This window comes from Vibrio sp. Vb1980, from assembly GCF_033338615.1.
GTDB classification, from domain to species: Bacteria; Pseudomonadota; Gammaproteobacteria; order Enterobacterales; family Vibrionaceae; genus Vibrio; species Vibrio alginolyticus.
Genome location: NZ_JAWOSZ010000001.1, coordinates 250,272 through 264,285, shown reverse-complemented (window position 1 = coordinate 264,285; position 14,014 = coordinate 250,272). Strand labels below are relative to the sequence as shown.

Genomic DNA, 14,014 nt, shown 5'->3' with positions numbered 1-14,014 from the left:
GTTTATCGTTAGTGAAAACTTGGTTAAAAAAAGCCCGATTTACAATGTAAAACGGGCTTAGAATTTGATTAGACTAAATTATTTGTGCAGCTTGTAGAACACGGTTGAAAGTGGAGGCAAACGAAGCTCAAGTGATTGAGGCAGTGATTCACTTTCGACTTGTTCCGTTTTCACACTGGTCAGCACTTTAAAATCGCTTCCGCCGTATTTGCTGTCGTCCGTGTTCAGCAGCAGTTCGTATTGACCTGCATTTGGAACACCTAAACGGAAACGCTCGTGTGGTACGGGCGTAAAGTTGGTGATGATGAGAATACGCTCACCCTCTTTACTGATACGCTCGTGCGCTAGGATGCTTGCATCTGCCTCGTCTTGTAGACGCCACTCAAAACCAGCAGGAACACAATCTTGATCGTGCATCGCCGCTTCATTTCGGTACAAGTGGTTCAAATCGCGCATCAGCTTTTGAACGCCTTGATGACGTTCGTATTCCAGCAAGAACCATTGCAACTGATCATCGTGGTTCCACTCCGCCGTTTGGCCGATTTCCGCGCCCATGAAGTTCAGCTTTTTGCCCGGTTGACCATACATATAACCGTAGTATGCACGTAGGTTTGCGGTTTGCTGCCATTCATCGCCCGGCATCTTGTTATGGATAGAGCCTTTTCCGTACACCACCTCGTCGTGAGAGAGAGACAAGACGTAGTTTTCGCTGTGCGCATAAACCAGCGGGAAGGTGATGGTATTGTGGTGGTATTTGCGGTGAACAGGATCTTCTTTGATGTATGAAAGACTGTCGTGCATCCACCCCATATTCCACTTGAAGCCAAAGCCTAAACCACCCATAAAGGTTGGCGCAGACACACCCGGAAACGCCGTTGACTCTTCCGCAATCGTCATCGCATTCGGGAAGTGCTTGTACACTTCTTCGTTCATCCATTTTAAGGTTGCGATTGCGTCGTAGTTTTCGTTGCCACCATCAACGTTCGGGACCCACTGATCGTGGCTACGTGAATAATCGAGATAGAGCATCGACGCGACGGCGTCCACGCGAATACCATCAATATGGAATTGTTCAAACCAGTACAGCGCATTCGACACAAGGAAGCGACGCACATGTTCACGGCCTAAATCGTAAATGTAGGAGTTCCAGTCTTGGTGCCAACCGCGACGCGGATCTGGATCATGGAACAGAGGCGTACCATCAAAGTTCGCTAAACCATGATCATCCGATGGGAAGTGCGCCGGTACCCAATCCAGCACAACACCGATACCTGCTTGGTGACACGCATCCACGAAGAATTTGAAATCATCAGGGGAGCCAAAGCGGCTAGTTGGTGCAAACAAGCCAACGGGTTGATAGCCCCATGAACCATAGAATGGATGCTCAGACACAGGCATCAGCTCAACGTGGGTGTAGCCCATATCCACAAGGTATGGCACCAACTGCTCTGCGAGTTCTCGGTAGTTGAGGAAATCACCTTTCTCGTCGCGCTTCCATGATCCAGCATGTAGCTCGTAAAACGATAACGCTTCATCACGCTTTTGCGTCACTGCACGGTTTTGCCATTTCGCATCTTGCCATTGGTAACGCTTGTGATCGTAAGTAATGGACGCGAACGATGGGTATTGCTCAGAGTAGAAGCCCCAAGGGTCTTGTTTATGAGGAAGCCCTTCCCCATTTGGCCCTTTTAGCTCAAATTTGTACTGAACGCCTTCTTCTAAGCCAGGAATAAATAGGCCCCAGATACCGTAGTCTAGGCGTTGCATTGGATGACGACGGCCATCCCATTGGTTGAAGCAACCCACAAGGCTAACAGCAGATGCATGTGGTGCATAAACAAGGAAACGCACACCAGAGATGTTTTCACCGCCACGTTCTAGCGTGACAAAGTGTGCGCCCATGTAGTGATACATGTCTTTTGGCGTATGCAGATGCTCGTACTCTTGGTAGATATTGTGGTACTGGTACGGGTCATCAATAATTTGTTCAACACCATTCCAATCGACCGCTAAACGGTAGTGGGTCAGGTGTAAATCGCGTTGCTCTTTTAAGATGAAACCGCTGTCGCCATCACGCTCAAGCGCCACGCGAGGTTCACCATTAACAAGCAGTTCAACCTTGTTTGCGCCCGGCATCCAAACTCTCAGCGAAGCTTCGTCGTCAATGAAAGGACCCAGCGCCGCAAATGGATCTGAGTAAGCCGCCTCAGCAAGCAGTTCGTATGCGCGTTCGTGTTGTTTCTTTATTTTCTTGGTTTTGGTGGTTTTCAAATCTTTCTCCCTAGAGCCAACATCCTTTTCAAGACCAGAGATCTGAATCAAACATCGGTTTCTCCACAGCCAACGTTGTGAACTCACAAAAAGACTCCGCTTCTCACATTCGTTGCGTAAACGGCGTCAAAATACAAAAATGCCCGCTATTGTCGCGGGCATAATAACGGTACTTCATCCTAACGGATTGTGTTTTAGGAATGAGTGACCTAGACGGAACTTTCGTACCTCTGAGCTAACAAAATTGGTAATCAGCTCGTCCATCTACGCCACTCTAGGCATCTTACTTACTCGCCTGTGCACGAACTTCAGTAAGGCGTTTAGAAATACGATTCACATCTTCACGGCTGAAGATTTCATCTAGGTTCATCGACAATTTACGACGCCAGTTTGGATACTCATCCACCGTACCAGGAATATTGACCGGTTGATCCATTTCTAGCCAGTCTTCAAGCTGAACGCTAAGCAGTGCAGAGTCACCCGCGGCTACGTGCAGTTGCAGCGCTTCGCTTAGGTATGAATCCATTGGCACGTACTGAGCATCATGACCAATGCCTTCTGGCAAATAGCCATGCCAGCGAACGCTGTCTAGAATGCCTTGTTTGCACTTCAAGCGGTCAGCGAATAGGCCTTCCAATTGCTGTTCATCAGGGTACAGACCAATCTCACGCCCCATCTTCAAGTCATCACAGTGCCAGAAACCGCGTAGTGTTGGCATATCGTGCGTACACAGCGCAGCCATAGATTGCTCAGCGTAGTGCTTCGGAGAAATAAAGCCACCATCGTCTTTTGATGTTTCGAAGAAGAAGACTTTGTACGAGTGAACACCGGCGTCACGAAGGATATCAACGATTTCATCAGGTACAGTACCCAAGTCTTCACCGATTACAGAACACTGATGACGGTGAGATTCCAACGCTAGGATTGCTAGCATGTCTTCAACTGGGTAGTACAGGTATGCGCCTTCTGTCGCTTTCTCGCCTTTTGGAATCCACCAAAGGCGAAGCAGGCCAAGTACGTGGTCGATACGCAATGCTCCACAATGCTTCATGTTAGCACGTAGCAATTTGATGTAAGCGTCGTAGCCAGTCGCTTCTAAAACCTGAGGGTTAAGCGGAGGCAGACCCCAGTTTTGGCCTAGTGGACCAAGTACATCTGGTGGTGCACCGATGCTTGCATCCAATACTAGCGCGCCTTCATCAGCCCATGTTTCACTACCAGAATCAGCAACACCAACCGCAAGGTCACGGTATAAACCCACAGCCATGCCTTTTTCTTCGGCTAGCGCTTGCGCTTCTTTGATTTGATCGTCTGCGATCCATTGCAGGTACATGTACAAGTGAACACGATCTTGGTTGTCCTTAATGTACTTCTGAGTACCAGCTGCGTCGAATGTGCGGTATTTCTCAGGGAATACAGGCCAACCCCACATGTTTGCATCTTCTACATGTAAATCAGCATGAAGTGCATCGAATGCAGCTTGATGTAGCAAGCTGTCGCCGCCTTTTTCAACAAAGTCCAAGAAGGCACGAGCGCGATCAGTGTTCTTGTCTAAATGGCGAGCTTTAAACTCACTGAATAGTAGCGGAAGAACGCTCATTTTTAGTTGCGAAACTTCGGTGTAATTCACCCAATGAGAGTCTCGCGCTTTTTGTAAACGTTGTTGGAACTCTGCGCTACCAACACGCTGTTGTGCTTCTGCACTTAGCGCGAATTCAGGTACAGAGCTTACGTCGATGTACATGATGTTCAACCAACGACGAGAAGACGGGCTGTATGGGCTTGCCCCTTCTGGATTCGCAGGGAACAGCGAGTGAATAGGGTTCAAGCCAATGAAGTCACCGCCACGAGAGGCAATATCACTCACCAGTTGTTTTAGGTCACCAAAATCACCGATGCCCCAGTTATGCTGAGTACGCAGTGTGTAAAGCTGGATACTAGGACCCCATAGCTTTTTGTGTTGGTTTAGATCGTCTTGTTTGAAACAAGCTTTCGGCGTAATGATCAATGACATCTCGTAAGGTGTTTTACGACGCTTACGACTGATGATCAGTTTGTGATAACCCCAAGCCAAGTTCTTTGGCAATGCAAACACTAGAGGGCCACCCTCAGCACGCTCATCACGAACAATTTGGGACTGAAGATAGCCTTCAAGTACCTCTCCTTGTTCTGTTTCTAAACGCCAGCTGAATTCACTCTCACGAGCACTCGTACCTAGGTTTAGTTCCACTTCGACTGGTTCGCCGTCGCGTAAAACAAGAACAGGGGCTAGTACGTCTTTTTTATGTTTCTTTTCAGCAGAAGCCAGTAGTTTTTCATCACTGCTAGTATCGTAGCCAAGCGAAGCGAGCAAGCGGCGTAGCGTCTCCTCAGACACTTTAGCCTCATCTCCCCAAGCACTGACATAGCTATCAGCCAATCTCGCCATTTCCGCGACTTTCTTTAATGCTGTTTGTTCTTTCATCGCTTTCTCCGAAGGTAATACCAACACCTTCCATGTAGGGTTTTATTGTTATCAATAACTTCTTTTGGAAAATGACCAAAGGTAGCGCTTGGCTACCTTGGTCTTAACTAGGTTCTATTAGCGTTTCACCGCTTCAAGTTTCCAGATATTGTTCACGTAGTCGCGGATTGAGCGGTCTGACGTGAACTTGCCAACAAGGGCGGTATTAAGAATGGCCTTCTTCGCCCAGCCAGCTTGATCTTTATATTGTTCGCTCATGTCTTCGTGTGCTTTCACGTAAGAGGCGAAATCCGCGAGACATAAGTATGGGTCACCACCGTCTAGTAGGCTGTCGTATGTGGCACGCAGTAAGCCTGGTTGGCCTGGTGTGAACTCTTCACCCAATAGCAAGTCCATTGACGCTTTGAGTAAGTGATCCGCATTGTAGTAATCAAATGGGTTGTAACCTTGAGCTTTCAGCGCTTTCACACCTTCAACATCTAGACCGAAGATATAGATGTTCTCATCGCCTACTTCCTCACGAATCTCAACGTTTGCACCATCCATTGTACCGATAGTTAGCGCACCGTTTAGCGCCATCTTCATGTTACCTGTACCTGATGCTTCTTTACCCGCTAGCGAGATTTGTTGAGAAACATCAGCCGCAGGGATAATGATTTCAGCCATGCTCACGCGGTAGTCAGGGATGAATACCACTTTCAGCTTGTTACCGATGCGAGGATCGTTGTTCACCTTGTCTGCAATCTTGTTGATTGCGAAGATGATTTCTTTCGCTAGGTGGTAACCCGGTGCTGCTTTTGCTGCGAAGAACACAACGCGTGGCGTACACTCAAAACCTGGTTCATTAAGAATACGGTGGTACAGAGACAGTACGTGTAGCAAGTCTAGATGCTGACGTTTGTACTCGTGCAGACGCTTGATTTGAACATCGAAGATTGCATTAGTATCGAGCTCGATACCCATGTTCTCTTTCACCCAAGTTGCTAGGCGTTCTTTGTTCTCTTTCTTCACTGCCATGAATTCTTTTTGGAATGTCGCGTCAGTAGCGTACTTCGCAATACCTTCAAGTTGCTCTAGTTTCGCTGGCCATTCTGGGCCGACTTTCTCAGTGATAAGCTGAGACAGACCTGGGTTACAGAACTTCAACCAGCGACGTGGCGTAATACCGTTCGTTACGTTGTGTAGACGTGTCGGGTACATTTCGTGGAACTCTGGGAATAGGTCTTTCTTAACCAATTCAGAGTGAAGTGCTGCTACACCGTTTACTGCGTAAGAGCCGATTACACATAGGTTTGCCATGCGAACCATGCGGTGGAAACCTTCTTCGATGATAGAAAGCTTCTGTTGCTTCGCGACATCACCCGGCCACATTGCACGTACGTCTTGTAGGAAGCGGTGGTTGATCTCGTAAATGATCTCCATGTGACGTGGTAGCAGGTGCTGGATTAGCGACTCTGGCCATGTCTCTAGTGCTTCTGGAAGTAGCGTGTGGTTGGTGTACGCAAATGTCTTAGAGCTGATTTCCCAAGCCGCTTCCCAAGTTAAACCTTTTTCATCCATCAGGATGCGCATTAGTTCAGGAATCGCAATCGTTGGGTGTGTATCGTTAAGCTGGATAGTCTCTTGCTTAGGTAGATCCGCTAGCGAGTAGCCCGCAGCTTCGTGGCGACGTAGGATGTCACGTACAGACGCTGCTGAGTGGAAGTACTGCTGCATTAGACGCAGTGTTTTACCTTTCTCGTGGTTGTCGTTCGGGTAAAGCACTTTAGTGATGTTACCTGCGTCGATCAGTGCGTGCTGAGCTTCGAAGTAATCACCATTGTTAAAGCTTGCTAGTGAGAATGGTGCAATCGCCTGACATTCCCAAAGACGTAGCGGGTAAACCGTGTCTGATTCGTAACCCACAATTGGAAGATCCCAAGGCATTGCTCTTACTGTCATGCCTGGTACCCATTTGCGAACTTCTTTACCGTTCTCGTTAATCACTTCAACGTGACCGTAGAAACCGATCTCTTGCGCAAGTTCTGGACGCGCAATTTCCCAAGGGTAGCCTTCTACACCGCGCCAAGCGTCAGGTGCTTCTTGCTGGCGACCATCTTTGAATGACTGTTTAAATAGACCGTATTCGTAATGTAAACCATAGCCGACAGTTGGGAATTCTTGTGCCGCACATGAATCCATGAAACACGCAGCCAGACGACCAAGGCCACCGTTACCCAATGATGGGTCGCGCTCTTCTTCTAGCAGATCAGTTAGGTTGTAACCCAGTTCAGCCATTGCTTCTGTTACTTGTTCATACAGACCCATGCTGATTAGGTTGTTACCCGTCAAACGACCGATAAGGAATTCTAGCGAAAGGTAGTTAACGCTCTTCGCACTTTTAATGCGTGGATCTTCTTCTGTCGCAAGCAAATCTAGAGTAGTAAATTCAGCCAGAGCATGCCCCATTGCTAGGTACCATGCGCGGCTGTCTGCGTTTTCAATCGTATGAGCGTAAGTTACAGATAGGTGTTTCTTTACGCTTTCTTGGAACGACTTCTTGTCAAATTGTTTTTGTTGAGTAGGTTTCATTACGAAATTCTCACGTCTTTTGGTAATTCATCTGCCATACATCGTGCATTTACCTCTGTGAATAAACATCCTCCTAATTCTCATCCTTTGAAGGAGGAGGGCTGAGGGCGTAGAGGGGGTACCATTGCTAGGTTAGTGATCCAAATCTCAACAAAGTGAACTTTGCACCAGTTCTTAGTGATTTTGATCACAATGGAATGTGAGAAAGGTTAAAACCCGTTCATGACGCTTTTTATAGTCCACTCATCTGATGATGTGAAAATTGTAATATCGGTCACATTAACTCGGTCAGCGTAGAAGAACTTTTCGTAATCTATGTGCAACGTGATCTTAACGCTAACGAAACAAACGATATTTAAGTGACGACAATCACAAATAAAGGGCGTAGTTGATGGTAAATCCATCAACCCTTGAGAATTAGGAAGTGGATCAAAGTAACGAACATTTCTGATGTCGTAACATCCCTCTCAGCTCACAGGATTGTACGCTTTTTATACAAACTAGAATTAGCCGATGTGAGTTATTTCTAGTTTTCGCTAGCTTTTATATTTAAGTGACCGTATGGAATGGTTTTTCAGACGGACGCAAGCCCCAATAGTAGCGACATTATCCGGTATTCAAACAGTGTTTTTGATGCTGATGGCATCATTCAGTAAGACGGCTTTCAAGGGGGCTTTACTAGAATGATCACGTTGCTGTCATTTGGGTATACATAAATAAGGACATAACTACTAATGTGGATTCCATCTAAGCTTACTCGACCAGGACGCCTGCACAATGCCATCGTGCGCCCACGAGTGTTGGACTTACTACAGCAAGCGCCTTACTACAAATTGGTTTTATTCCGATCCCCAGCAGGTTACGGAAAAACAACAATGGCAGCGCAGTGGCTATCCGATAAGCCAAACGTCGGTTGGTACAGCATTGATGACAGCGATAACGACGGCTTTCGCTTTGTAAACTATCTGCTTCAAGCATTAAACAAAGCCACCAACTTCAGTTGCGCTAACGCACAAAAACTGGCGGAAAAACGTCAGATCTCGTCTTTACGCTCCCTATTTAGCGAAGTATTCGCAGAAATGGCTGACTTTCATCAAGAGTGCTACGTGGTGCTTGATGACTACCATTTAATCACGAATGATGAAATCCATGAATCCATGCGTTTCTTTTTAAAGCACATGCCAGACAACCTCACCGTTGTGGTAACCAGTCGTGCAGCGCCGCCTCTAGGCACTGCAAACTTACGTGTTCGTGATTTAATGATCGAAATTGGCAACGAGATGTTGGCGTTTGATACCGAAGAAACCACTCGCTTCTTTAACCAGCGTATCGCCGATGGTATTGATGAAGACATGGCGAACAGCCTAAGAACCTATGTTGAAGGTTGGCCATCGGCGATGCAGTTGATCGCATTACAAGCCCAACATCAAAACCGCACATTGGCGCAAACTGTAGAGTCGGTATCGCAGTTCAATCACGCGCATTTGTGGGATTACTTGGTCGAAGAAGTGTTTGACTTACTCGATCACGAAACTCGTCACTTTTTAATGCAAGTATCCGTGCTTGACCACTTCAATGATGAGCTAGTGTTTGCCCTTACCCAACGCGAAGATGCACTGGGAATGATTGAATCGCTTAACCGTTACGGCTTATTCATTTATCCGCTCGAAGGGGAACAGAACTGGTTCCGGTTCCATAACTTATTTGGCGAGTTTTTATCGCATGAGCGCCAAGCTCGTATTCCTCAGCAAGAAAAAGATCTCCACCGCAATGCTGCTATCGCTTGGTTACAACAAAAAGCACCACACCAAGCGATTCATCATGCACAAAAATCGAATGATAAGGACTTAGTGGTAGAGATCCTAAACGAATTCGGCTGGAAGATGTTTAACCAAGGCGAACTCAGCACACTGGAAAGCTCAATTAACAAGTTGGACGATGATCTGTTGTTCAGCCACCCAAAACTTACGATGCTCCGAGCATGGTTGGCTCAAAGTCAGCATCGTTATAACCAAGTGGGCCACCTGCTTGAAGAAGCGGAAGAGGAACACAAAAAGCGTAACATTGCGTTAGATATTCATTATCAAGGTCAAGCAAACGCGTTGCTTGCTCAAGTGGCTATCAACAGTAACCAACCAGAAAAAGCTCTCGAATTAGCGGAGCTAGCGCTTAGCCAACTTGATAACACAATTTACCGTAGCCGAATTGTGGCGACTTCGGTTGTTGGTGAAGTTAACCACGTGCTAGGTAAACTAGACCGTGCTTTGCCGATGATGCAACAAACTGAAAAGCTAGCTCGTCAGTATCAGGTATATCACCAAGCGTTATGGGCAATATTGCAGCAAAGCGAGATTTTAATTGCACAAGGTTACGTGCAAGCTGCCTTTGAACTACAAGATTCCGCATTTCGTCTGATTGAAGATCAGCAGCTTCAGCATGTTCCTCTTCATGAATTTTTGCTGCGTATTCGCGCGCAAGTACTTTGGTGCTGGAACCGACTTGATGAAGCGGAAGAATGCGCGTACAAAGGTCTGCAAATTCTCGAAAACCATTCACCAAGCAAGCACTTACATAGCTATTCGATGTTGGCGCGTATTGCGATTGGACGCGGTGAATTAGACAAAGCAGGTAAATTCATTGAGCATATACAGCACTTGATGAAACAGTCGACTTATCACGTAGATTGGACTGCAAACGCTTCACTATCGTTGATTCTATTTTGGCAAGCGCGCGGGAATACCGATGCAATGCAAGAATGGCTCAACACTGCGGTTCGTCCTGAATCGGCATGCAACCACTTTTCTCAATTGCAATGGCGTAACATTGCTCGCGCCCACATTAATTTAGGCCAATATACCGACGCTCGTGCTGCGTTAGATTTTCTCCAAGGTGAAGCTCGTCGCACTAACCTAATCACAGATACTAATCGCAACTTAGTGGTTGAAGCGGTCCTTTCTGCTCGCCAAAAAGATGAGGAGCAAGCCAAGGCTCTGTTAAAAGAAGCATTAGTAATGACGAACCAAACTGGCATGGTCGGAAACTTCCTGATTGATGGTGCAACCATTGGCGGTCTGCTGGAGAAGTTGAGCCTCCGCCATGAACTGGGCGATCTTGAGCGTCACCGTGCTCAACAGTTAATGAAGGACATTTCATCGAATCAACGTAGCCGGTCGATTCACTTTGATGAAGACTTTATTGAAAAGTTGGTGAATCACCCTAATGTGCCAGAGCTAGTACGTACCAGCCCATTAACACAACGCGAATGGCAGGTTCTGGGACTGATTTATTCAGGCTTTAGTAACGAGCAAATCGCACAAGAGCTGGATGTGGCAGGTACGACAATTAAAACCCACATTCGCAACCTGTACCAAAAGCTTAATATTGCTAATCGTAAAGAAGCCATTGTGACAGCTGAAAATTTGCTACAGTTAATGGGATACTGAACTGCTAGATAAACGGGTTAAAACGTAAAGTAAAACACAAGGGTTGGCGTAACACGTCAGCCCTTTTTTATGACTGACAGTAAGAGAAGTGCAATTTGCAAAGCACGTAAGTAACGTTGTTCATATAAAAAAATAGCCAACCGCAATAATCGCGATTGGCTTATATTTAGTGTGAACAAATTGTATTCACTAACAACGTCAGTTGGCTAGGTGACCCTCGGCTTAAGAAGGGTCGAGCAGTATTATGCATTAATCATGCCAAAATGCAAAGACTTATTTTTGGGCACAAGATCTCATATAAGCTAGATTTATTCACGCGCAAATTATCAAAATGCAACTTTGTAATGCAAATTGCAATTGCATAATGCAACCAAGACTGATAATTGATAGTAGAGTTAATCATCTCAAAAATGTAAACCAAGCATTAAAAGCTCGTTACGGCGACATTGTCTCTTGGCGGGTAATAAAGATAGGCAATAGATTGGATATAAAACCAAGTAGTTACAGCACTATTTCATACTTTTTTCATCGCAATGTTTGTATACTCTCTGCCATCGAAACGACTTAGCATTAGAGCAATGAACTACTTAATTACTTTCTTCAAGGGAATCGCCATGGGTGCAGCAGATGTTGTACCTGGTGTATCTGGCGGCACCATCGCGTTTATCACTGGTATTTACGATACGCTGCTTGAAAGCATTCGACGCATTAACCCCTCACTTTTCTCTATCTGGCGAAAAGAAGGGGTTAAAGCCGTGTTTAATCACATCAACGGATTCTTCCTTATCGCTCTGTTTGCCGGCATTTTCACCAGTATTGCAACGCTAGCAAAGTTGATTACTTGGCTTCTTGACACACACCCGATCCCACTTTGGTCATTTTTCTTTGGTCTAATTTTGGTCTCTGTGTATCACATTATTCGTCAGGTTGAGCAACGCGATCTTGTCCGCTTTGTCATTCTGCTCGTTGGTGTCGGGTTTGCTTATAGTATTACTGTGCTCAAACCTTTACACATGGAACCAACGGCCATTAACACCTTATTCGCTGGAGCTATCGCGATTTGTGCAATGATCTTGCCGGGTATCTCTGGCAGTTTTATTTTGCTGCTGATTGGCATGTATGCTCCTGTATTAGCCGCAGTGAAAGGTTTTCAAGTCGATACATTAGCGCTATTTTTGTCTGGCTGCGTGCTCGGTTTACTGTCCTTCTCTCACTTATTGTCGTGGTTACTACGCAAGTTCCGTGATTTCACCCTGATGTTTTTGACTGGATTAATGATTGGTACGTTGCCAAAGATTTGGCCATGGAAAGAAACCATCACTTGGCGCACCAATTCGAAGGGCGAACAAGTGCCATTGCTACAGCACAACCTATCACCATTTGAATTTGAACACGTGACATCACAACCTTCTCAGTTAGTACTTGCTGTCGTAATGATGCTTGCAGCCATTGCTCTGGTTTTGGGTCTAGAGAAATTCGCAGATTCAGATAAATAACTTTGGTATCAAACACATACTGAACCAAATAAAAACGGAGCCAATTGGCTCCGTTTTTATCTATTGGCTAAGGGCAAAAACATCTCAATTGAAAACTCTGCTGTATTTGATGCAATAAAGTCCGTCGCATTACTAAGAAGCTGGTCACCGAGGTATAACGCACAATTTACCGAGGTCACGAGTTGGCGAGCGGCGCATCTGTGCTACGATGCTCGTAATGTTAAGTGATAAATGCTGAACCTTAATGAAACTGTTACAAATCGCCGCTGTTTCAGCCGCATTAGTTGCGGGATTTTATGCCCCGACTCTAATAAAAAGCTTTTCTTCTTCCACTCAAAGCAAGTCAATAGATGAATACTGCTTTCTCTCTACAACCTCTTGCGTCCAAGAAAATGTTACGATGACGCTAAACTCAGAAACTGCTCAACCCTTGGTTCCTACCACTCTAAATGTTGAGTGGCATACAAGCGATGCTAAGCAACTCATCCTAAGTCTTTCGGGAAGAGAAATGGAGATGGGTGAGCCTAAGTTTTTGCTGAAGCAAATCGCTCCTGGCCAATATCAAGGTGACATCATTCTCCCGGTTTGCACGGAGGATGCAATGACTTGGGTTGGTGAACTCAGTGATGGAGAGAATACCGTTTACCCTGCTATAAAAATGCAAAGATAAGGAATCGTTATGAGCCGCAATTGGTCCCTATTTCTCGTAGCTGCTTTCGCACTCGGGTTTGGCGTAAAGAGCTATTTAGATAACCAGAAAACGAAGCCAGAGCAAGTGGACAGTTCCACCTCTCAACAAACGGTATTGTTTGGGGAAAATAACCAAGCCGTCAATATCTTCGATGTGAATGACCCTCGCATCCGAGTCGTCTATTTTGGCTTTACTCGCTGCCCAGACGTTTGCCCAACTTCTCTTGCAATGCTGGCAGGAGCACTGAATCAAATTGACGACGCGCAAAAAGCACAACTACGCCCGATGTTCATTTCTTTAGACCCAGAGCGTGATGAGGCCGATGCATCAGCAAAATATGCCCATTACTTCCATCCAATGATTGAAGGCCTATCGGCACCACTTGATGTAACGACACCTTTGGCACACAACTATGGTGTCATTTTCCGCAAGACAGAATTGGAAGGCTCGGAACTAAAGTACACGCTGGATCATAGCTCTTACTTTTACTTCTTGAAGCCGGATGGCACGTTAATCACTAAAGTACCGCATACGCTCTCGCCGGCACCGATTGTTGAAGCCATTTCAAAACTAACGACCGAAGGCTCTTCAAATGACGGTTAAGTCAGTGCTGAAGCAATTTTTCAATTTCCTAACTCATACCAACCCCAATGTCGAACAAGACGTCGATACGATCATTGACGCCATTGGGGGCATAGAGAACCTGCTAGAAACTGGTGCATGTGCGACTCGGCTGCGTCTTACCCTCAGAGCGACGTCCGTCATCGATAAGAACGCACTCAAAAATCATGGCGCGCATGGCGTCGTGATATTGGATGATCGTCATGTCCAAATCATATACGGCTTAAAAGCCAACACGTATTCGCAGATTATGGAAGAGCGCATCACAAAACAAAGTTAATATTTTTGCAGTATAGCTACCCTCTTTAAAAAAGGGCAGCTATACTCTTTTGGCTTAATTAACTCACTTATTTATTAACCAACGAAGAGGACACAAGATGATTGTATTGAATAACACTAACTGGGCATCGCAAGGGTAACCCTAACAGCACCAACTCTGTGGCATAGCCACAACTCC

Annotated in this window: 8 protein-coding genes; 5 read left to right on the top strand and 3 right to left on the bottom strand. The window is 45.9% G+C overall.

What is annotated here, in order from left to right; all coding sequences use genetic code 11:
- Nucleotides 1–78: 78 nt before the first annotated feature.
- The 3 genes from glgB to R7F64_RS01145 all read right to left on the bottom strand — a co-directional run bounded on the left by glgB (nucleotide 79) and on the right by R7F64_RS01145 (nucleotide 7,306).
- Nucleotides 79–2,271 (bottom strand): 1,4-alpha-glucan branching protein GlgB, encoded by a 2,193-nt coding sequence (glgB, locus tag R7F64_RS01155; RefSeq protein WP_249371685.1) that lies wholly within the window; start codon nucleotides 2,269–2,271, stop codon nucleotides 79–81.
- 283 nt (nucleotides 2,272–2,554) lie between these two features.
- Nucleotides 2,555–4,735 (bottom strand): 4-alpha-glucanotransferase, encoded by a 2,181-nt coding sequence (gene malQ, locus R7F64_RS01150; protein WP_318071384.1) that lies wholly within the window; start codon nucleotides 4,733–4,735, stop codon nucleotides 2,555–2,557.
- Nucleotides 4,736–4,852: 117 nt separating this feature from the next.
- Nucleotides 4,853–7,306 (bottom strand): glycogen/starch/alpha-glucan phosphorylase, encoded by a 2,454-nt coding sequence (locus R7F64_RS01145; RefSeq protein WP_053307964.1) that lies wholly within the window; start codon nucleotides 7,304–7,306, stop codon nucleotides 4,853–4,855.
- 734 nt (nucleotides 7,307–8,040) lie between these two features.
- Between R7F64_RS01145 and malT the strand changes: the two genes are divergently transcribed.
- The 5 genes from malT to R7F64_RS01120 all read left to right on the top strand — a co-directional run bounded on the left by malT (nucleotide 8,041) and on the right by R7F64_RS01120 (nucleotide 13,837).
- A complete protein-coding gene (gene malT / locus R7F64_RS01140) occupies nucleotides 8,041–10,749 on the top strand; it encodes an HTH-type transcriptional regulator MalT (RefSeq protein WP_005374834.1) in 2,709 nt (902 codons plus the stop codon).
- 578 nt (nucleotides 10,750–11,327) lie between these two features.
- Nucleotides 11,328–12,245, top strand: a complete 918-nt coding sequence (locus R7F64_RS01135; RefSeq protein WP_025998607.1) for a DUF368 domain-containing protein — start codon at nucleotides 11,328–11,330, stop codon at nucleotides 12,243–12,245.
- Between the two features lie 244 nt (nucleotides 12,246–12,489).
- Nucleotides 12,490–12,915, top strand: coding sequence for a hypothetical protein (locus R7F64_RS01130; RefSeq protein WP_025768641.1), 426 nt, complete (start codon nucleotides 12,490–12,492; stop codon nucleotides 12,913–12,915).
- 9 nt (nucleotides 12,916–12,924) lie between these two features.
- Entirely contained in the window at nucleotides 12,925–13,539 is a 615-nt protein-coding gene (locus tag R7F64_RS01125; protein WP_042522188.1) for an SCO family protein, read from the top strand.
- Entirely contained in the window at nucleotides 13,529–13,837 is a 309-nt protein-coding gene (locus R7F64_RS01120) for a PTS transporter subunit EIIB (RefSeq protein WP_005384641.1), read from the top strand. Before R7F64_RS01125 ends, R7F64_RS01120 begins: the two co-directional genes overlap by 11 nt.
- Nucleotides 13,838–14,014: the final 177 nt, after the last annotated feature.

Excerpts from the sequence above, each read along its gene's own strand:
- malQ (WP_318071384.1), bottom strand. The coding sequence starts at position 4,735 with ATGAAAGAACAAACAGCATTAAAGAAAGTCGCGGAAATGGCGAGATTG.
- R7F64_RS01145 (WP_053307964.1), bottom strand. The coding sequence starts at position 7,306 with ATGAAACCTACTCAACAAAAACAATTTGACAAGAAGTCGTTCCAAGAA.
- malT (WP_005374834.1), top strand. The coding sequence starts at position 8,041 with ATGTGGATTCCATCTAAGCTTACTCGACCAGGACGCCTGCACAATGCC.
- R7F64_RS01135 (WP_025998607.1), top strand. The coding sequence starts at position 11,328 with ATGAACTACTTAATTACTTTCTTCAAGGGAATCGCCATGGGTGCAGCA.
- R7F64_RS01130 (WP_025768641.1), top strand. The coding sequence starts at position 12,490 with ATGAAACTGTTACAAATCGCCGCTGTTTCAGCCGCATTAGTTGCGGGA.
- R7F64_RS01125 (WP_042522188.1), top strand. The coding sequence starts at position 12,925 with ATGAGCCGCAATTGGTCCCTATTTCTCGTAGCTGCTTTCGCACTCGGG.
- R7F64_RS01120 (WP_005384641.1), top strand. The coding sequence starts at position 13,529 with ATGACGGTTAAGTCAGTGCTGAAGCAATTTTTCAATTTCCTAACTCAT.